Source organism: Shewanella algicola (assembly GCF_014648035.1).
GTDB lineage: Bacteria > Pseudomonadota > Gammaproteobacteria > Enterobacterales > Shewanellaceae > Shewanella > Shewanella algicola.
The window spans coordinates 1-21,176 of the sequence record NZ_BMQI01000030.1; the positions used below are offsets into that span (position 1 = coordinate 1).

Consider the following 21,176-nt stretch of genomic DNA (forward strand, 5'->3'; position numbering starts at 1 on the left):
AGATAGAATTGTGAAACATATTAACTAAATTGCAGTTACACAGAATCTGTTACACCCTCTTAATGATTACATTTTCTAGTAACATAACGCAGAAAATTTTGCATGTTTATAACTGTTAAAGTGCATTTTTCGCGTGTTTTAGCGCTTAATCAACGTGTTTTGTGCATGATCGTAACAGATTCATGCAAAACTAAGTTTATGCAGCACAATATGCATAAATAGTCACATATCTATCAGTCTTTAATGTTTCACTCTTAATCAGCAAAGAAAACGCAATAGTATGGCTAAAGAGTAAGTAACTCGCTTTTGGACAGAAATCATTTAGTAGCTTTATTTATTAGCTCCATTTGTGGGCCAATGACCTATCCAGAAAATGCATAATAATTAAACTAATTTGAATATTCATATCTGCTATCTCGAAAAAAAAACAGCACTAATTTAAAAATATCGAGCTCTTTTCATCAAGCATTAACTACGTGAAAAGAGCTCTTCATATCACTACAACTGCCCACCCACACCTTTGAATTTTTCAACAAAAGCGGCAATTTTCTGAAAAACCGTTTGCTTCTGGGTTCGGTACTGTGGGTTCAATGGGCTAAGTTTGGGCAGTGCCTCATTAAGTGCTGTGCCATTTTCAGAGGCGTACTCACGTTTGAGTGATGACGCAATATAGCGTTTGGCAGCATCGATATTGAGCTTTTCAGAGGCAATAATGGCATCGGCTTCGCGCTTCTGCTCCGCCTGGGCGAATTTGAAGAAAGCGTCGATAATGCTGGCTTTGTCATTGATCTCATCTAGGTTTGTCTGGTTAATAAAATCAACCACCAAGCTCTCTTTCGCTCTATTGCCAAGGCTACCGCGGATCATACGACGAACTTCTTCAATCAAGCCTTCTTTGCTCTTGTTCTTCTTATTGTGATCAAAAATCAGTTCAAGAATGTAATCGAGGTTGATTTCTTGCGATTTAAGCAAATCAATTTCAAAGACCACATCGTCCCAGTCTACCGTTGACTTATCTTTATCCTGACCTTCTTTATCGCGTCGCAACCAGTCGCGGGTATCGTTGTAGGTAGAGCGATAATCTTGGATAGCACGTTCGCTCGGCATATCGATTGTTTGCATTGCCTCGATGTCAGCATCGTCCAGATAGTACTTTGACTTAAACTCTTCAACCGCTTGTTCATCACTGGTATCAAGGCTTTGCAGTGCTTTCAAGCCAGCAAATTCATCGTAGTTTTGTAAAATATTTTCTGCTTTGAGGTATTCACCAAATAGCTTGGCAAACTCCTTTTTATCTTGTTCTTTTTCAATATTTTCTGGGTTTGGAAAGCGTTCTTGCAGCTCTTTGACGATATCAACAAAACCTCGACGCGCCTGCCCAGTCGCAATATCGTTAAAACCTTCCATGTATTCTTTGTAGCTCTTCTCCAACACCACGTTTTTGGTGTTTTTGTCACCAAACAAAGTAATGGCATCAATGGTTGCCTGCTCCAAATCACGGAAGGTAACAATATTGCCAAAGGTCTTCGTCGCATCATAAATGCGGTTAGTGCGAGAAAATGCCTGCATCAAGCCGTGATAGCGCAAATTCTTATCAACAAACAGGGTATTAAGCGTAGGCGCATCAAAGCCCGTTAAAAACATACCAACCACTATGAGCAGATCTATTTCTTGATTCTTCACTCGTTGGGCAAGGTCACGGTAGTAGTTCTGAAAGCCATTACTGTCCACGCCATAGTTAGATTTAAACATGGCGTTGTAATCCGTAATCGCGGCGCTCAAAAACTCTTTTGCGCTGCTGTTCAGGCTACTTACTTCAAAGCTCTCATCTAAAATATCACCAATGGCATCCTGCTCTTCATTGGCAGCAAATGAGAAGATAGTTGCAATGCGCAGAGGTTTACTTGTGGGTCCATTTTCGGCCTCGGCCTGCAATGTTTTAAAGGTTTCATAGTAGGCTTTCGCCGCATCAACACTACTGACCGCAAACATGGCGTTAAACCCTTTGGCGCCAGAATAGGCTCGATGCGTTTTCTGGTTAAAATGGCTCAGAATATACTGCGAGATTTCACCAATGCGCATTGGATGTAAGAAGGCTTTCTTATTCTCGGCGGCACTAAGCTTCTTATCATCCTGCTCAGTCTCAATGCTCTTAAATTGCGGACGAACATCGTTATAGTCCACTTTGAACTTGAGTACTTTTTCATCACGAATGGCATCGGTGATCACATACGTGTGCAACTGCTGGCCAAACACGCTGCCCGTGGTTTCAGCACCCAAGGCGTTTTCAGGGAAAATTGGCGTACCGGTAAAGCCAAACTGGTAGTACTTTTTGAATTTCTTCTTCAGGTTTTTCTGCGCTTCACCGAACTGGCTTCGATGACACTCATCAAAAATAAAGACAACCTGCTTGTTGTATATAGCTAAATCGCTTTCGCTTTTGATTAAGTTGTTGAGCTTTTGGATTGTGGTGACGACAATCTTGTTATCGTCTTTATCTAGGTTACTCTTAAGCCCTGCGGTACTGTCTGAACCGTTCACACTATCAGGCGAGAAGCGCTGATACTCTTTCATGGTCTGATAGTCGAGGTCTTTTCGGTCCACCACAAAGAAGACTTTATCGATACAGTCTAAATCGGTGGCCAAACGTGCCGCTTTAAAGCTGGTGAGTGTTTTTCCTGAGCCTGTGGTGTGCCAAATGTATCCACCGCTCTCGGTGTTGCTCCAGTTCTTAGCGTTAAAGGCGCTCTTAATCTTCCATAAAATGCGCTCAGTAGCCGCAATTTGGTAAGGGCGCATTACAAGTAAGGTATTGCTGACGTCAAACACCGAGTAACGCAAGATCACTTCAAGCAAGGTCTCTTTCTGGAAAAAAGTGGCGGTAAAGTCTTTTAAATCCTTGATCAGCGTATTGTCTGACTTCGCCCAGTTCATCGTAAAATCGAAGCTGTTTTTGTCGCGCTTGGTGGTATTGGCAAAATAGCGCGTGTCGGTGCCATTAGAGATCACAAAAAGCTGCAAGAACTTGTACAAAGAGTTCTCAGTATTAAAGCTTTCTTTGCTGTAGCGATGTATTTGGTTAAACGCCTCACGGATTGCCACACCACGCTTTTTCAGCTCGATTTGCACCAAAGGCAAACCATTAACCAAAATCGTCACATCGTAACGGTTGGCATGGCTTCCCGTTTGCTCAAACTGCTTAATGACCTGCACTTTGTTACGAGCAATGGTTTTCTTGTCGAACAGGTAGATGTTTTCTATATGGCCATCATCAAAGACAAAATCGAAGATATAGTCGCTGTGCACCTTACGGGTTTTATCAAGAATAGTATCGCTTGGGGTGTTTAAGTATTGCTCGCAAAAGCGCGCCCACTCGCCATCAGTAAACTGGACCTTATTAAGGGCTTGTAGCTGCTTGCGCACATTCGCCAGCATGGCATCGGGTGTCGTTAGCGCAGGTAAATACTCATAGCCCTGGTTGCTTAGGTCCTGAATCAGCTCACGTTCTAAATCACCTTCACTTTGAAAGCTTTCTGCGACTTGCCAATTTTTGACGTATTTATCTAACACAATAAAGTTGTTCGATTCTGCCACCGCTTTATAAGTCGTCATTCGTTTACATCCTTTTTTGTTAGCCGTGGTGTGTTCCAATATGGAAATAGCCACGGCGTCGCATTATTCAGTGACTTGCCAATGGCCGGTTTTATCTGAACCTACCCGAGTTAACCTGCCTTCTTTTTGTAGTTTGCTAATGGCGCGACCAATGGTTCTAACGTCTTTATTCAAGGTATCAGCGAGTTGTTGTCGGGTTAGCTCGGGCGTGTTACTGAGCAATGCTAAAATAGCTTCAGGCGTTTTAAGGCCCGTTACATTGATAAGGGTATTTACAGGGGCGTTTTTACCTTCCTTTAGAGGGGCGTTCACAGCGGCGTTTTGTGCTAGCGTTTGCTGAATAACCGACAACATAAAATGAATAAACGGCGTACTGTCTGCTTGGTTATCGGCCTGCTCAAGGGCGTGATAATAGGCTTGCTGATGGTCTTTAATCACACTTTCTAGCGGCAAAGATAAAAACAACGGATGCCACTTGGATAAAATCAGTGTTTGCCATAACCGCCCCATTCGGCCGTTACCATCGGCAAAGGGGTGAATAAACTCAAATTCGTAATGGAATACACAACTGGCGATCAATGGATGATCTTTTGTTTGCTTGAGCCATTGGAGTAAATCTGCCATTAAACCGGATACCTGATGCGCAGGCGGCGCAACATGGTGCACCACACCACCTTTATGGATACCCACGCCTTTACTGCGAAATTCACCGGCATTTACAAGAATATCTGACAGCATTAAACCGTGAGCCGTGAGTAAATCGGAAATCTCGCTGGGTGTGAATGCAGGCAGTGCATCATAAGCGGCAATCGCGCCTTTTACCTCGGCCAGCTCACGCACGCTGCCCAACACAGGCTTACCCTCAACAATGGCGGTAATTTGTTCTTCAGTTAAGCTATTGCCTTCAATCGCCAGCGTGCCGGTGATGGTTTTGATGCGGTTTTGCTTGCGCAGTTGCGGCGAGGCATTGAGCTGGCTGGCATTTAATTCACCCACCTGCTGGCTGATTTGCGCCACCAAGTTCAAAATATCGGTGGTGATGGTAAAAGGTGGTTGATAGGCCATTAGGCTGCCTCCTTATACTTACCTTCGTTGACAGTTATCCGGAATTTCCGGATAACTGACTCTGCTATTTCCGTTAGCGTGTTACTCATTAAGCTGCCTCATCTGAATGAGATTTCGGGAAGCTCAACAACAGGTCACGATAATACTCGTATTGCTTTTGACGTAACTCAATTTCGCGGGGGAGACCTTCTTGAATTGACGTTGTTAAGGTTTCGAATTTTTCTAAAATCTCTACAATTCGACTTTGCTCTGAATGAGGTGGAACTGGTATAGGGAATTTAAGAAACATAGGTCTGCGAAGCGATGTTACCGATGAACTCACGGAAGCTTTTTGAATATAGTCGTTAAAATAAGCCGAGATATAATGGTATACGAATCTTGGGTGCATAGAATCATCAGGTACAATGCGATAAGCTCTTTGATGCAAAGCATATTTTCCTTGAGCATAATGATAAACTTTACCAACACCTGCGCCATCACCAGCGGTAATAATTGCTGTTTCGTCAAAGTTAAAAGTATTTAGTTTTAAAGGCTCACGACCACGGGCATAAAATATATACTCTCCATCTTCGATTGCATCTCTGGTATCATGCTTTCCCGTTCCAATTTCAGCAATATCGCCTAACGTCTTCCACTCAACATCACCTTCATCAAAACTTAATAAGTGTTCGCGGTAGTAGTTGTATTGTTTTTTCCGCATGTTAAGCTCGGCGGTCAGCTCGGCGGTCAGCTCGGCGGTCATGGCGGTAAATGCGTCCAGAATGCACACTATTTCAGCTTGTATTGCCAGCGATTTTTCTGGGTTATCTGGGCATGGGATGGGGACAACTATTTTTGACAAATCACCGCTAGAAACTCTGCGAACCTTAGCCCCTGTAATGTATTTTCTCTTCTGAGCTTGAAATGCTTCCGTTAAAAAATAGTGAGCTAAATACTTAACATTTTGCTCGTGTCGGAATAGCATCATATCGCCAGAAATTGCGGATTGATTCCCTAGCCATGCAAGAGGTTTCACAACGTCATCGTCATTTTCTGAAGTTGTGGCAAGCAAGAGGTCGTTCCTTTCCGCTTTTCTTAATTTTTTCGCTAGCTCTTCTGATATATAGGTAAAAGTTTCATCAGCCGACAAACCGTATTTAGTATAAATCTGGCCGTAATGAATGGCTGGAAATCCCGTTTCGATGAAGTCCTTTTTTTGCAAACCATTACCGCGTATGAATTGGCCAATCTCACCTAGTGGCAGCCACACCACCTCAACTCCATCTAGCAGTTTTTCCATATAACTCAAATGGCTCATGCCTCAACCTCCTCACCGTCAATCTCCGCCCCTTCTATTTCTAAAACGATGGCGTCAATATCACTGCGAAGTGCATCAATTTTAGCAACGGTAGTTTTAAGTTCGGCATTAAGCTCTGCAATATCCACTAACTCGCGATTATCTTTCGCTTCCACATAACTGCTCACCGATAGGTTATAGCTATTGGCTGCGATAACATCCAAATCAACGGATTTAGCAAAGTGATCTACGTTTTCTTTGTTGGCAAACACCTTGATGATCTGCTCAATGTGCTCATTGCTTAGGGTGTTGTTATTGGTTTCTTTTTTAAACAAACCGCTGGCGTCAATAAACTGGGTGGTGGTGTCGGTTTTATGTTTAGACAGCACCAAAATATTTACCGCAATGGTGGTGCCAAAGAACAGGTTAGGTGCCAGTGAAATCACGGTTTCGACATAGTTGTTATCAACCAGATATTGGCGAATTTTTTGCTCAGCACCACCACGGTAAAAAATTCCGGGGAAGCAGACAATGGCTGCACGGCCTTTGCTTGATAGGTAACTGAGCGCATGTAATACAAAGGCAAAGTCGGCTTTTGATTTAGGCGCGAGCACACCAGCGGGCGCAAAGCGGTCATCGTTGATTAGGGTTGGGTCGTCGCTACCCATCCATTTCACTGAATAAGGCGGGTTAGAGACAATCGCATCAAAGGGTTTGTCATCTAAAAAGTGCGGTTCGGTTAAGGTATCACCCAACTGAATATTAAACTTGTCGTAGTTAATGTTGTGCAAAAACATATTCATACGCGCCAAGTTATAGGTGGTGTGGTTGAGCTCTTGACCAAAAAAACCATCCTCAATGATATGTGCATCAAAGTGCTTTTTGGCTTGTAATAGCAACGAGCCCGAACCCGCCGCAGGGTCATAGATTTTATTGACACTGGTTTGGCCGTGCATGGCCAGTTGCGCAATGAGTTTTGAAACGTGCTGAGGCGTAAAAAATTCGCCACCGGATTTACCCGCATTGGCAGCATAGTTTGAAATCAGGAACTCGTAAGCATCACCAAACAGATCGTTTTCGTTATCTTCAAATTGGGTGATGTTCAGCCCAGCTACCCCTTTTAATACCGCCGCTAACCGTTTGTTTTTTGCCTCTACCGTATTACCTAAGCGATTACTGGTGGTATCAAAATCCGCAAACAAGCCTTTGATGTCTTTTTCTGAATCATAGCCATTGGCTGAGTTTTCGATTGCAGCAAAAATAGTAGCTAAATCGGTATTTAAGTTTTCGTTTTTGTGTGCATTAGCCGCCACATTGCTGAACAGCTGGCTAGGAAGAATAAAATAGCCTTTTGTACGAATAGCATCATCTTTTGCCGCTATGATATTTTCATCGCTGTCGTCCATTGCTGTATAGTTAACGCTTTCGTCACCACCAGTAATGTAGACTTCAAAGTTCTCACTGATAAAGCGGTAGAACAGCGTACCCAATACATACTGCTTAAAATCCCAGCCATCCACTGAGCCTCGCACATCGTTGGCAATCGCCCATATTTGGCGTTGAAGTTCGGCACGTTGTTGTAAACTTGTCATTATTAGAATTCCTGATCGTTCTAAATTGCACTTTATGAGGGCAACCTATTAATTATTAATTTACTTGCTCTAGTTCTACTAAAGCTTGTTCTGCGATATGCCAAGGTAGACGCCTGCCATTGGCTTGCATCTGCTTATAGGCTGCTCGCGCTTGTTCGGTATTGATTTGCTGATGAACCACCAGTTGGCTTACTAGCCAAACTGTGCCTTTAACAATGGCAGCTTCTTTTTCTGCTGCTTTTCTCAGTGCCATATCACCGGTCAGTAAAGGACACTGTTCTTGCTTTGCTAAAGCAAGGGCAAAACAATCGTTTCGGCTCGCTTGGGTATAGGTCCCCGTTAGCTGCATGGCATACATCATTGATTCTGCAGAAACCTCTTTTAGCGCTAACCCTAAATCCAGAAGGTGGGGATGATCTTCTTCAAGTTCTTCAACAAAAAGAATATCTGGCGTTGCAAAGTCATAGGGCAACTGAAACATTGCTTCCAGTAAACCACCTTCTTCCATGTCAATGAGGATATTGGCATCACTAATTAGCAGCTGCTGCACGGCTAGCCTCCTGAGCTAACTGTGCTTGAGTCGGCACCTCCAACTTTCGTTCTTTACGAAAGCTAGAAACAGACATGCCAAGTAACTCTGCAGCTTTTGACTCCCCTATGTATTCTTCACCTAAAGCACGATATACCAACTGCTTATGTAGATAAGTCGATTCATGAGGGTATGCTTTTCCTGGCTCCTCCGTTCGCCAGCCATTTTTGCTAAACAGCATAAATAGGTTTTTCTGAGTCGCAGGCGTAATTATTCCACATTGGCCAGCTCGAAACAGTGCCGCTAGCATGCTAATACCGTATTCGTGCTTTAGCATCAGTAATTCACGCGGTTCAATATGACGGCGCTTTTCACCCAAGTGTTCAATAAGTGATTGGGTAGGTAAAAGAAATGCACCAGCAAAGGCATTACAAGCCTTCTCCTCATCAATCCCTTCAGCTAAACGACCATGCACGACTAAGTGCCCAAGTTCATGGGCCAAGGTGAAGCGCTGACGGTCACCACTTTGGGCGGTAGAGATCACCACTACAGGAGTGCTACCAATCTTGCCCGCTAAACCGTCAAACTTCTTATCTGTTTCCACATCCGTGGTAATAATCATCACGCCCTTAGCTTCGAGGGTATCGATCATATCGTGAATAGGGTTTAGCCCTAGCTCCCAAGCATGGCGCATCTGAATAGCCAAGTCTTCCGCTTGTTCTAAGCTAAAGATTTGTTCTGGAAGTTCATCAGGTAGAGCAAACTCAGGGATCGGTTTTACCGAGTCCGGATAAAGCTCTAAGAGCTCCTGCCAGCGTTCAGCTTGGTCTAATACGTCACCATTGATTCGGTCTAACACTTTCTTTGGTGTGCTCGCACGCTTGCGGTACTCAACACCCTCTAACTTCACCTTGGTCGGCCGAAAGAAGTACTCGCTGCGCACATCTAGCGCTTTTGCAAGCTTAAGTAGATTTGAAGAAGAGGGCATAGTCGTGCCATGTTCGTACTTTTTAATGGCGTTAGCGGATAGGCCAACTTCGCTGGCTAATGCATTCATTGATAGCCCGGCAGCCTTGCGGGCTCGTTCTAGGCGCTCTGCAAACATGGTATCCTCTCAGCAATGGCTTGGTTTATAAAATTGAAAAAACTGTGATTAATATAAACCGAATTGCCTTAATTTGCTATCTAATTTGCAGTCCCGAACTCTCCATTTTGCTCATTATCCAATCTACCACCTGCTCGTGCGCATGGCTTTAACACAATAATGTTACAACTCTATATCCTCAGATATATTAAGGGCATCTTCCATCTCTACCCCTAAATAACGAATTGTGTTATCCAACTTGGCGTGACCAAGCAATAGCTGTACGGCTCGGATGTTTTTCGTTCGTGCATAGATCAAGGTTGCCTTTGTTCTTCGCATAGAGTGAGTACCATACAGGTAATAGTCATAACCAAGTTGTGACGCCCAGCGACGAATTATAGTTGCATAGCAGCTATAGCTCATAGGTCTCCCGTTCTTACGAGGGCTAGGGAATATATAACTTGATGACGATAAGCCACTTTGCATTAAATACTGTGTTAATGATTGAGCTGTACGAGAAGTTATTTCAAATTGAACCTCACGTTCCGTTTTACTCTGTTGATAAAGAATTCTATTTTGAATAACACCACCCGATGAAATATCTCGAACTTTCATTCTGAGCAAATCACATGAACGTAATTTACAATCGATGGCGAGGTTGAGCAGAGCCAACTCCATAATATTACCTTCGATTTCGAGCCTAGTGCGAATACGCCAGATATCTTCGAGCTTGAAGGGCTTTTTCTGCCCAGTTAGGTGACCTTTCTTCGTCCACATAATTGACCTCCAGAATAATATGTCTTTAGAAATAGCCTTATTAATTGTAGCTGGGAATTAGAAAGGATAGGTTGAATGGTTATGCAGTTAATGGGTGAGGAAACATTGAAAGCTTGAAGATATTAGTGCATTTGTTCTAGCTGATTTTGGGGCAGAAATGTGTTAGTCCTTAACCGACTTCCTCACCAAAATAGCCAAAAAATATCAAACTATATTATAAATGATCAAACATTATTAAGAATTACCCAATCCCAAACTAAACATTCAATCTTAACTTGAATGTATTTCTGTAACGCGCTTCAAGACCATCCAATTATCGGAGGTTGCCAGTCCAACAACTTGTGCAACGATTAATGTATACCAAGCAATAAAAGGTTTGCCACATGTTCACAATGAGTTTAGATAACAAAAGTCGTATTCAAACAATCTGCAATCACGCTAACAGTAAAATAAATCCAATATTTGAGTTAGTTCTGATTGAAGCTAAGAATGATGAAGTGACATTCAGCGCCTCCAATGGCGCTCAGTACAACTCTCTCACCCTACCAGCACAAGTGACAACTCAAACTTCGTTTACTCTCTCAGGAAAGCGTTTAAGCGCTGTATTGAATGCATTGTCTGCTAATAACGCAAAACTCGAAGTTAAAAACCAAAGTCTATTCATGAAAAGTGGCAGAAGTAACTTAAAATCACCTATTTTTAACGCTTCTGACTACCCATCTGCCCCAGTGATAGCTAAACCCATAGCCTCAATCAAATGCACTATTGCACAACTAGCAGCCCTGTTTAATTCCGCTTCTTATGCTGTAGCCAAAAATGACGTTCGAAATTATTTGTGTCATGTTAATCTGTCGATTGATAATCAAATCGTTACTGTATGCGCAACAGACGGACACAGGCTCAGTCGCCTTGAGCACACTAATTTAACCTGTAAAGGCAGTGGCAACTACTTAGTTCCAACCTCATTAATGTCTGCCGTGTTATCTCAAAATCTTGATGATAAAGAAGTCGTGCTCATTGAATTTGATGAACAAAAAGCAGCCATCACCAGCCGAGACACATCAATAATATCGGTCTTAGGTGACGGCCAATATCCAGATATTGCTCGTGTCATTCCAAGCAGCAAGCAACATGGCGTTACATTTGATCTACAGGAGTTACGCGCCACCGTAAAACGTTTTCAAGCTGTAGCATCGTTAGAGAAAGCGCCAATAATTCGATTTGATATCGACTCAGAAGTGAATATGTCGGTATTTAGCTCAGACAAGACAAATGAATTTTCAGAGATTATCGAAGCTCAACTGGAAGATGGTGAACCGATTTCAGTTGGTGTGAATCCCATATATTTAGCCGATGCCTTAGCAAAACAAACAAGTGAAACGGTCACAATTTACTTTAATCAAAAATCCGCAATTTTAATCACTTGCGACATTATTGAGTTGGTCACGTTAGTCATGCCAATCCGAGTCTAAACATACCTTTTCTAAAGAGTGATAGTGACAACAAGTCGCTATCATTGCCTCATTACAATGTCAGAGAACTTTTTGGGTTAGGAAGGATATTAATGGTTCTGGCCGATGAAATAGATATCCTTGGAGGTTTTGCACACCATTCATCACCAGTTGGTCTGCTTGATGTTGAGTTTCAACACCTTCTGCAATGATTGGAATATTGAGTCTCTTTGAAAGATCGAGGATATTGGAAACGAGATTAAAACAATGTTCATTCTCTGGGTAGCCATCGATAAACCGCTTATCAATTTTGAGCGCATTTGCATTCAAGTCTCGTAAGTGCTCTAAACATGAATATCCCGTACCAAAATCGTCAATAGAAAACTTAACACCCAATTTTTCTAGCTCAGAAATTGCATTCAACGTATCTTCATCATTCGTGATAATTTGTCGTTCTGTTATCTCTAATACAAGCGTTATGTGGCTTAATTGTGGGTCTTCGGTAAAACGAGCACATGATTCAATGAGTTTGGCCGAATATTTTCTGGATAATTGAATCGGGCAAATATTAACACTGAGATAAAAGTTCTTTTTGTTAGCTATCAGGCACGTTTCGACACATTCTTGATAGATCTTATCCATTAACATCAACGTCATTGGGACGATATATCTTGATTCTTCAGCAGTTGGAATGAACACATCGGGATTTATTAGTGCCTTACCATATTGCCAACGCATTAAAACCTCACAGCCTGATAGCTCACCATTTGTGTCAACAATGGCCTGTGCGTAAGGGATGAACTGTTTTTTCTTTAAACCCATTCGTAACGCGCTTTTTAGCACGATTTTCTTGCTGTGAAGGTAAAAACAAAAAGGCACAACCAGTGCAAGAGAAAACAAGAACAAAATTAACAGTGAATTACTCTCTAAAATGTCAATAAATGGACCTGTTCGGTTTATATACGCACTCACTGTAAAGGGATATGAATTTGAGCTACGGTGTAAATTAACTTCATTTTGCGGTGGTTGCGAATCCATATTTAAATTCACATCAATCTTTGATGTAGGAAAATCGACAGTAAAATACGTCTGTTCATTGAAGAGCTTGATAACTGAGAAGAGTGTCGGCCCATGCAACGTTGAGATAACCGTAAAATCGCCGCGTTGAGACTTCGTTATCAAAATTGGTTTACCTGGCACAATAGTCCGTGACATCAAGAGATCTACCGGCAAATACTCTCCTGGATTTGCAGGCTCGCCAACATTAATAGCCGATGAAGAACAAATAACCTTATTATCCGCTATCAAATTCACTGTCTGAATGCTTGGCACTTCTAAAATGACTTTGTTGAATAAGGGCTCAGACGAATGACAATCCATAGAGGCTGAGGATAAAATAAATTCGTTAGCCGTAAACGAATCGTTTATTTTTGAATTTATGAAATTAACGGCTATTTCTAAACTGTCTTCAGTTTTAACTATATGTGCCGCATACGCTTGGTAAGCGTAAATAATTAATCCACCGAAAAATAGGAGCATAAATAGCAACACACAGTGAACTATTTTTAGGAATAAAAATGGATCTGTAACACGTAGAGTCATATTTTTTTGAGTTTATCTATCCAGAATCAAAAACTATCACGAAGAGAATTGATTTCAAACATATCAATACAGTATGCAACATACTAAACACCATCTACAGTTCAACAGGTTAAGCGTATTGAACACTATACGAAGAAATAAATAGGTAGTCACAAACCCTACAATCCCTACAATCCCTAAATCTGTCACCATCACTGCCCCACAATGACACTGACAGTATAAAATCAGTTTGTAACGTTGCCTAATAGACTGTATAACGACACCCCTAACGATTTGAAAAAAAAAGCGATCATCACGACCGCTTTTCATTCTAATTAACTAGTGTTTTGCTAGTTCAGCTTCCCTTAAACAACGACAAAATAAACTCCAATCTGAAAATTTCATCGCGGGCATTTTCACTTTCTGCCCCTTTGCAATCGCGTCTGCAACTGATAGCATTGTCTTAATTGACATTATAACTCTCCTTAAATATTTATAGTGTTGGTTAGGCGGCGAACATGGGCTTCTTGGCGGTTGAACATGTTCGTCGCTCAGTTTTTTAAGCTTTCACTTCCTCACCCTTCATCACTTTCATAATGTAGGCTTCAATCAACGCATACTCTTCATCAGTCGCGCGACTTAATGTAATCGTTGTTTTATCTTTAACCTTCTTACTTTTAGCCCACTTCTTGGAATTAACAGCAAGAAACTTAGAATCTTTCTCAGATGTCTTTTTAATTTTTTTAAACTCTGCTGCGTCTTTCAGAAATTCAATCACTTCCTCGTTCAATGTTCCCGGCAACACTTCAGTTAATTCGATCACATCGTCTAATGGCATTTTGCTATCAAGAACATGATTATAAATTTTTGATATTTCAGCAAATTGCGGCAATGTTAAATCGCTGGGGTACTCGAATAAATTAATGATTTCTTGCGGGATAGACCAAGCATTTAATGCCTTTGAAACATAACCTTGGGTGAACCCCTCTTGCTCTGCAATATCAGCTTGGGTTTTACTAGGATCTTCCTTTAAAAGAAGCTCAAAGGCTCGGCCATTGTCTCTGATTGAATGCTCTTTCGCTGTCTGTAGCTCTTTAGATAGTGCTTTGACTTCGGCCCGAGTTAATTCTTCTTCGCAATATAAAACGTTCAAACCTACACCAGCATAAATAGCTGATTGACGACGGCGTGTGCCATCCAAGGTCGCGTACTTTCCATCGACCAACTGGGCTATGACAGGTTGGTATTGCTGTCTTGAAATTGAGCTGATTACATCAGCAAGTGACGCTTGAGTTAATTCCTCAGCAATTCGCTTATTCATCGAATGAGCATAGGTCAACACCTCAACCTGGTCGGCTGGTACATTTTTTCGTTTAAACGTGACCTTACGGCCATTGTGCAAAGTGTACTCTTCAGCATCGTTTGCCGCACTCTGATGAGTAAGAGGCCCAAGGCTGCGTCCGATAGGGGCTTTACGTTTTTTATTAACGTCCATAATTAATTAGCTCTTAAATATAATTGAACATGTTGAAACACGGATAAAGCAAAATCTTCAATCGCTTCTTTAGCAACCTTCAAAGATTTTAGATCGCCAGCGTATTCCTTCGGGTTGACTGAAATGACGGTATCGAATGTTTCAGCACAACGTTGAAATGCGATTGAGTTTGGAATACTGCAATCTAGCATTTCTTCTCTAAATACCGCCTTTGCTATCGATAAAGCATCTTTATCTTGAACTGATTTCGAAAATTTTGTCATGAATGCAAAGTGATGCTCGGGTAAATGCGTTACGCCACTGGCAATGAGCTGTTCCATAATCGATGGCAAGCGACCTATATATTGTAAGGTCGAATGAAGATCGACTTGAGCGGGAGGTAATGGAGTGGCTAATACATCTGATGCGACGATGCCATTACTCAAAAATGCGTCAAGATGTGGGCCAGTATCAATGATGATCCAGCTGAAATCCTTTTTTAGCTTATCAATCACATTTTCTTTTAATACCATATTAGGGTTTTGACCAGGCAGATGTTCTGCACATAACGCTTCCCAATTAGATGCAATAAACCCGTCTGCTATTGAGGCTGGCATAACGAATACATTTTTTACCTTAGACTCAACGATATAGTCTTCTAAAAGCTCTGCTCTTGTGGGGTTTTGCAAGATAGCTTGAGCACTGGTGTAGTTCTGATCACCAATAGAGTAGCGATGATTTAACATCATAGTAGAAGATGCTTGAGGATCTAAATCAATCACTAAAATTCGTTGGTCATACTTTAGTAGCTGTGGGTGAGTTCGTAATGCTTGAGCAGTAGTGCTGGCCGTTACTGATTTTGTAACTCCCCCTTTTAGATTTGCAAGAAACCATACCACTGCTTCCTCATGAATATCGCTTAACTTTGGTACGCCTCTGTGTTCATAAATAGCAACCACTTGCTCTATGGTCAGATCATAACTTTCGACTGTTCCAGTAAGTTTTTTATTGAAAACGTATCCGTCTGATTCCATTTCATCCATAGCTTTATCAACGATTGCGCGTGAAAAACCAGATAGTCGGGATACAGCAGCTTTGTTGTAACGAACATGGAAATCGTCGAACCCAAACTCGATTTTATGATTTGCCTCGTTTTCAGAGAGTTGTTGTAACGCTTGTCTGGCGTAGGAACCAGTTTGTAAGAAATTTGATAAATCCATAAATCCTCGCTGAAAACGCTTTAGTGCCTGAAACAATAAAGCCAGATTAATCCAATAAAAAGCCTAAATCAATGCAACAAGCACTGTTTTGCGCATTTATTTAAAAAACACTGCTTACCCCAAGATTTGAAGTTGTTTCAACAACAAAATTCGGACATTACAAAATAAGCCTTAAACTATTGTTTTAAAATATGAATTAAAGAATTATTCCTAAGGAATAAGACACCGCTTTGACAGTTGCGGATTTTTAGTGAAATGACAAAATAAAACTTCAAAAAAGTAATTTACGAGGTTTTTATGTCATACGAACAGCTTATCAAACACTTCAAAACGGTTACCGACATCGATTTGGCAATCGATCATTTATCAAAAAAAGTAAAATCGATGCGAAAATCCGCTATTAATGCAACAACATTAGCTGAAAAATTGGCAATAAATAAAGAAATAAAAGCGATTAACGAGATAAACTTCAAGTTAAAAATGAACTATTTTGCTTTGGAAGATGAGCTAAATAATGCTTAACGTAAATTGAATCTGATTGGAGTTCTGGACATATCTTTGTCTGGCCGCAGAGAAATCAAAAGGTATTTCCCGGCTTGCGCTTAAAACCACACTATTATCCCGTCATGTTATCGAGCCAGTGAATGTCTGAAACATTGGGCATGATTAAAAACACATTTTTATGGGTATTGAATGTTGATCTATAACATTCAATACCCCCTGCCCTCAATAATGAATACCAACAGTCATCGTTGATTTATGCAAACATAAATGCTTTTCCTGCTTCGGTTGCGGCTTGGAAATACTGTGCGAAAGTAATTCCTATCAAAGCAACCTTACGTAAACGGTGAATACTATGGAACAAGCTCAACACTTATCAGCAAACAATACAATGTTACCTCTGAGCATGATTGATGACCTGCCATTTGGTAACTCAAGACGCTCACGTAATGAAGCCAAGTATAATGAAATGAAAAACAGCGTGATGAAACGTGGCGTTATTCAGCCAGTCTTAGTTCGTCCAGCCGCAGACCGTTTTGAGATTGTAGCGGGTTATGGACGCTTGTCTGCAAGTCGTGAATTAGGGCTGACTGAAATCCCTGTATTGATTAAACCTTTATCGGATGCCGAGGCACTAGAACACCAAATAGAAGAAAACGTTAATCGTGAAAGCCTATCCATCATTGATGAATGCAAAGCGGTTCAACAACTCAGTGCATTCTATAATGGCGATAGACAAGCAATCGCTGACCGCTTGGTGTGGAGTTCAAAGAAAGTGAATGAGCGCATTGAGATATTAAAATGTTGTGAAGAAGTGCTTGATGCCGTCTCTTGGGGTTCCATAACCGTTGGTCACGCACTTTTGTTGGCTCCGTTCTCAGTCAAGTTGCAGCAAGGTACGCTTAAAAAAATTATCGCAGAAAAGTGGACAGTATCTTATCTACGCCAACGGGCGTCTAAAGGGCAGCAATACTTAACCCTAGCGAAGTTTGATACCCAAGATTGCAATTTATGCCCACATAATAGTGAAGCACAATCAGGCTTGTTTGGCCTTGATAGCCATAAAGCCGCTTGCTCTAATATCTCTTGTTTCAAAGAGAAAACAAATCAGTGGTTAGAAACTCGCAAAGTTGAATTATCCGAACAATACGGCACAGTGCTTTTGGTGCAACAAATCAATGAAGCCGACAGAAATAGTGTTGACGCTTTGACTGTTGGTGAAACACAATTTTTGACTGGGTGTCAGGCGTGTGAAAAGAGAGTGGTGTTAATTGATGATCGCTTAGGGCGCTCATTAGGTTCAACGATAGATAATCAATGTATTGACCAAATTTGTTTTAACAAATGCATAGAAGCACTGACAACCACACCTCCCCTTGTGAGTTCAGTGAGCGAAAAAAACAATGAAGAATTACCTGAATCTAGTGTGACAACAGAAAAGGCTGCCCCCCAAAAAGGTGCTAGTTCAAAAACAAAAACGACTAACAAGCCAGTAAGTTGTGCTGTTCCCAAAAAGGTTGTGGAAACTAACAAGGCGATATTAAGAGAAACATCGGCAGAGTTGTTGATGCCAAACGAACACTTTCAACTCGCAATGAGCTATGCGGCTTTAAAACGCTTGTGTACGGGTTATACAGCAACAAGTAGTGAATTAGCGAGTCCGACTCATTTTGAAGAAACAATTAAATCCGCTCTACGGGTCAGTGTTGAGGAGCTAAAAGCAGAAATTATCAATGCCACACTTCACCTTGCTACCAAGCAAGATGCTCAGAATTTCAGTATGACCGACATTATGATTAATTGTATGTCTTTTGCTGATAACGCTCGACAGGTCGCTGTAGCAAAATGGAACCCTACCAAAGCACTGTTAGCAGAATATACCGTAGGTTCATTGACCGCTTTATGTATCAAGGCAGGGTTAGATACCGCAATGAATAATCATGAAGCTGGCAGCTTCAATAAGGCCGCAGCTAGCGGTAAGGGTAAGTTTATCGACACAATTATTGCCACTGAGTTTGATTGGTCTGATTTTGCGCCAGATGAATACTTAGCATTAATTAAATAAGGCCATTGATAAACGGGCAAGGGAGTTGCCCGTTTATCAATATATCGCATTATATCGGTAACTAACCAATACATAGAACGAGGCACAAATGTTAAATCAATTAAATCAACTTAAAACCATTGGTGGAGCTGAACGCATCAATTTCTCTATTCAATTTCTGCCGTCAAATAAAGCCAGAGTTGTGTTAACGTCACAGGTTGACACCAAGGCAACAGGTGAACTCGCAGACCTTTTACGTACTCCTATCGTGCTTACTGGGAGTCTTTCAGATATTGATACCATGTTAACCAATGAACTGTTCAATTTGGCCGATCAAGTTGAACAAGTCCCTACATGTACAACAGCAACGCCCTCCCCTGACACACCAACAGAAACCGTTGTAACAGATATTCCATTGGATGAAAATTTTGAAGATGATGAAGAATCGCTTTAGGGGATAAAGTTATGTTAAACATGAATACATTGACAAGAAAATTTAAGATTGGTGCGGCGATTATAAACGACCCATCACCACAAGCTGACTTGGATGAAGTACAGCGAATATTAACCCAACAATTCCCTATGCTTAGGCATACACGGATCTATATCGAGGATGGCGTATTAAACGATACTGCGACCGAAATCACTTATGACTATCCGCTAATCCCTGTAAAGGTTAAAGGTTAACAATGGAAGAAATAAAATCACAATTAGAAAAATGGGTTCTAGCCGCCAAGCAAGAGCCTGAACGAAACGCAAAGGCTGTAGTCAGACGACTCTTGAAGATTGAAACTAAGTCGCATTATGTTGAATCGAAAGACTTGCCTCCAATCGGTTAAAATAGCAAAACATGAAACGCCCCAAAAGTTACTATATATAACTTTTGGGGCGTTTTTATTGGTGGCGCGATTTACAAACTGGGTTAACGTTATTGCATCACTTGAACAAAGAGCCAACGGAATGAGTATCAACCCACCTCGCCTATCAACTCCTTGGTATGCCAGCATGAATAATGTTGAAGTCCCAAATTTTGAAGCATCAATCCAAGGGCAGTTAACCTCGCGCTACACACTATACGAAAATAACAAAGAGGCTATTGCACCAATACTGATGTTTGGTCTTGAAAGGGGATTTATTACTAAGAAACAAGTGACCGCTGCGATTGGTGAGCAAAGCCAGTTTGCTCAGATAAATGCCGTGTCACAGCTAATCACAGAACAGTGCTGGAAACCATTTATCAAAAGTATATCGGAGATAATGAACACGCATTCTAACGTAATCAGAACACTAATCGTTGACGCTGTGAGTGATGCACCTGCCCCCTTAGATGCTGATTCCCTTTTAAATGTGTACGATGCAATTCTTAAAAATCGTGAAGATATGACAAACCTAAGCTTGTCTGTCGCAACCAGCGATATGTGTTTGGGTGATTTCAATACGGATACATTCGCTGCAAGATTGACCTTTTCAGATGCATACCTCACCGAATTTGATCTATCCAAACTTGCCTTAGAAAATAGGCTGCAAAATACTTTTTATCAACTAATTAACGCTGTTATACCTTATCAATTTGAATGCAGCACACTCGAAATCAATGAACATTTTAATAGCTGGCTAACGGATGAAATCTTCGATGAACATCAAGCTACCTTAATTGGAGAATATATTTTCGCTCGTAACGGTTCGTATGATACCGATGAACTGTGTAATGATTTGGAATTAGATGATGAAGCGCGAATGGCTGTCGATGATTATGGTGTTGATGGTGTTTACGATATTTGGTGCATGAATAAGCTCGAACAGGAAGTAATCAAACAGAGTTACGCATCAAACCAAGAGATCCAACAATCATTACAAACATTGGCAAATAAATCACCAGAACTGAAGCCTTTACAAGCCGTATTTGATTACCTAATTACCAACATCAAAAAAAAACAATTCCCATTTGAAATTGGATCTGATGTTGATGTGTCTGAACAACTTATCTATTCATATGGGCGTCCAGAAGAATCTATGGTGATTGAAGAAGCTACAGAACGGTATTACTGTCAGGGTGAAGAAGCAGCACTAAATTTGAGATTTCAAGATGAACATTTGGAAGATTTTTTTGAAAATTTTGCGATTTCAAATTGCATGGTCAGTTTGATGATGGCGGTACTTGAGTTGCGGCATTAATGTCTTGAATTAACCTGTTTGTAGTCACTACGCAATTGGAACTGAGAGTCATGAATATTAAAGAAGTATCAACAAGCAGTCTAATGGAAAGCTTTATGCAATCAACGATTGAGGATGAAAAACACATCACGAGTAGACTCGCATTGGTCGTCCACTCTAATAATTCAGGGTCAACTTCATGTATCACTCGACACCCTATTGAGAATTGGCGCTTAGGTCTTGGCGAAGTCATTTCAGTCAGTGATGTGGTTAACGAGCTAAGTAAGATAGACGATTTGAGTGAGGCAAATGACAACGACTGGCGTGAGTCATACACTGATGAAAACATTCTTGTTAAAAACAACAAAACATTAGTGTGGCATACCCCAAGACAAAGCCGAAAGTTGTATTTGACCAAAGATAGCGTCACCGTCACTGTTCCACCACTGCTATACATCTATAAAACGCCTAATCGCAGCGGAACACCATGGTTACAAGTCTTTGCGCTTGCAGCCAATAAACGTCCCAAATTGACCGCTAAACTCTATCACGCGCCACTGATGAACATCTATAGCGATGGACGGTTATGCCTTGGCAACATCAAGCTTCCTACAAAAGTCACTTCACAAACTATTGAGCAGGTAGAAAAAGAATTTTTTTATTCACGGTTCACTCACCCCAATCACAGTCACTTGACCCGTAAGCAAGTCAATATAGAGGCGTTTTATAAACAGAAAGAAAAAACGGGTAAAAACATATTAACCACAGAATTAATGCCAACGGGCAAACATTTAGTGGATGTTATAGGGTAGGTGT

Annotated in this window: 19 protein-coding genes; 8 read left to right on the forward strand and 11 right to left on the reverse strand. The window is 41.2% G+C overall.

The features are described 5' to 3' along the window. Window positions 1-498 precede the first annotated feature (498 nt). The 7 genes from IEY42_RS13425 to IEY42_RS13455 all read right to left on the reverse strand — a co-directional run bounded on the left by IEY42_RS13425 (window position 499) and on the right by IEY42_RS13455 (window position 9,935). Entirely contained in the window at window positions 499-3,612 is a 3,114-nt protein-coding gene (locus IEY42_RS13425) for an HsdR family type I site-specific deoxyribonuclease (protein ID WP_188925713.1), read from the reverse strand. 63 nt (window positions 3,613-3,675) lie between these two features. Beyond that, complete coding sequence (locus IEY42_RS13430; protein WP_188925714.1) at window positions 3,676-4,677, reverse strand: Fic family protein; 1,002 nt, start codon at window positions 4,675-4,677, stop codon at window positions 3,676-3,678. Window positions 4,678-4,765: 88 nt separating this feature from the next. Then, window positions 4,766-5,974 carry a restriction endonuclease subunit S gene (locus IEY42_RS13435; protein ID WP_188925715.1) on the reverse strand — a complete coding sequence of 403 codons (1,209 nt, stop codon included), beginning with the start codon at window positions 5,972-5,974 and terminating at the stop codon, window positions 4,766-4,768. Further along, a complete protein-coding gene (locus tag IEY42_RS13440; protein WP_188925716.1) occupies window positions 5,971-7,545 on the reverse strand; it encodes a type I restriction-modification system subunit M in 1,575 nt (524 codons plus the stop codon). Before IEY42_RS13440 ends, IEY42_RS13435 begins: the two co-directional genes overlap by 4 nt. A gap of 55 nt (window positions 7,546-7,600) precedes the next feature. Next, the gene (locus IEY42_RS13445) at window positions 7,601-8,095 is read right to left on the reverse strand and encodes a PIN domain-containing protein (protein WP_011637413.1); all 495 of its coding nucleotides are present in this window, start codon (window positions 8,093-8,095) and stop codon (window positions 7,601-7,603) included. After that, window positions 8,076-9,179, reverse strand: a complete 1,104-nt coding sequence (locus IEY42_RS13450) for a helix-turn-helix domain-containing protein (RefSeq protein ID WP_188925717.1) — start codon at window positions 9,177-9,179, stop codon at window positions 8,076-8,078. The genes IEY42_RS13445 and IEY42_RS13450 overlap by 20 nt, the downstream gene beginning before the upstream one ends. Before the next feature lie 162 nt (window positions 9,180-9,341). Further along, window positions 9,342-9,935 (reverse strand): tyrosine-type recombinase/integrase, encoded by a 594-nt coding sequence (locus IEY42_RS13455; RefSeq protein ID WP_188925718.1) that lies wholly within the window; start codon window positions 9,933-9,935, stop codon window positions 9,342-9,344. A gap of 383 nt (window positions 9,936-10,318) precedes the next feature. Between IEY42_RS13455 and dnaN the strand changes: the two genes are divergently transcribed. Then, the gene (dnaN, locus tag IEY42_RS13460; protein ID WP_188925719.1) at window positions 10,319-11,407 is read left to right on the forward strand and encodes a DNA polymerase III subunit beta; all 1,089 of its coding nucleotides are present in this window, start codon (window positions 10,319-10,321) and stop codon (window positions 11,405-11,407) included. Between the two features lie 60 nt (window positions 11,408-11,467). On the opposite strand, the gene IEY42_RS13465 is transcribed toward dnaN, so the two are convergent. The 4 genes from IEY42_RS13465 to IEY42_RS13475 form a co-directional block, all read right to left on the reverse strand. After that, complete coding sequence (locus IEY42_RS13465) at window positions 11,468-12,988, reverse strand: EAL domain-containing protein (RefSeq protein WP_188925720.1); 1,521 nt, start codon at window positions 12,986-12,988, stop codon at window positions 11,468-11,470. A gap of 318 nt (window positions 12,989-13,306) precedes the next feature. After that, on the reverse strand, window positions 13,307-13,441 hold the full coding sequence (locus tag IEY42_RS22600) for a hypothetical protein (RefSeq protein WP_268244272.1): 135 nt from the start codon (window positions 13,439-13,441) through the stop codon (window positions 13,307-13,309). Between the two features lie 85 nt (window positions 13,442-13,526). Then, on the reverse strand, window positions 13,527-14,462 hold the full coding sequence (locus IEY42_RS13470) for a ParB/RepB/Spo0J family partition protein (RefSeq protein WP_188925721.1): 936 nt from the start codon (window positions 14,460-14,462) through the stop codon (window positions 13,527-13,529). Between the two features lie 2 nt (window positions 14,463-14,464). Then, a complete protein-coding gene (locus IEY42_RS13475; protein WP_188925722.1) occupies window positions 14,465-15,661 on the reverse strand; it encodes an AAA family ATPase in 1,197 nt (398 codons plus the stop codon). Window positions 15,662-15,958: 297 nt separating this feature from the next. Here IEY42_RS13475 and IEY42_RS13480 point away from each other — a divergent pair, with 297 nt between their 5' ends. The 7 genes from IEY42_RS13480 (at window position 15,959) to IEY42_RS13510 (ending at window position 21,172) form a co-directional block, all read left to right on the forward strand. Continuing rightward, on the forward strand, window positions 15,959-16,183 hold the full coding sequence (locus tag IEY42_RS13480; protein WP_188925723.1) for a hypothetical protein: 225 nt from the start codon (window positions 15,959-15,961) through the stop codon (window positions 16,181-16,183). Window positions 16,184-16,517: 334 nt separating this feature from the next. After that, window positions 16,518-18,227, forward strand: coding sequence for a PRTRC system ParB family protein (locus IEY42_RS13485; protein WP_188925724.1), 1,710 nt, complete (start codon window positions 16,518-16,520; stop codon window positions 18,225-18,227). 88 nt (window positions 18,228-18,315) lie between these two features. Then, complete coding sequence (locus tag IEY42_RS13490; RefSeq protein ID WP_188925725.1) at window positions 18,316-18,660, forward strand: hypothetical protein; 345 nt, start codon at window positions 18,316-18,318, stop codon at window positions 18,658-18,660. A gap of 11 nt (window positions 18,661-18,671) precedes the next feature. Continuing rightward, window positions 18,672-18,893 (forward strand): PRTRC system protein C, encoded by a 222-nt coding sequence (locus tag IEY42_RS13495; protein ID WP_188925726.1) that lies wholly within the window; start codon window positions 18,672-18,674, stop codon window positions 18,891-18,893. Between the two features lie 2 nt (window positions 18,894-18,895). After that, window positions 18,896-19,045 carry a hypothetical protein gene (locus IEY42_RS13500; protein ID WP_188925727.1) on the forward strand — a complete coding sequence of 50 codons (150 nt, stop codon included), beginning with the start codon at window positions 18,896-18,898 and terminating at the stop codon, window positions 19,043-19,045. Between the two features lie 121 nt (window positions 19,046-19,166). Beyond that, the gene (locus IEY42_RS13505) at window positions 19,167-20,381 is read left to right on the forward strand and encodes a hypothetical protein (RefSeq protein WP_188925728.1); all 1,215 of its coding nucleotides are present in this window, start codon (window positions 19,167-19,169) and stop codon (window positions 20,379-20,381) included. Window positions 20,382-20,431: 50 nt separating this feature from the next. Beyond that, the gene (locus IEY42_RS13510; RefSeq protein WP_188925729.1) at window positions 20,432-21,172 is read left to right on the forward strand and encodes a hypothetical protein; all 741 of its coding nucleotides are present in this window, start codon (window positions 20,432-20,434) and stop codon (window positions 21,170-21,172) included. Window positions 21,173-21,176 lie beyond the last annotated feature (4 nt).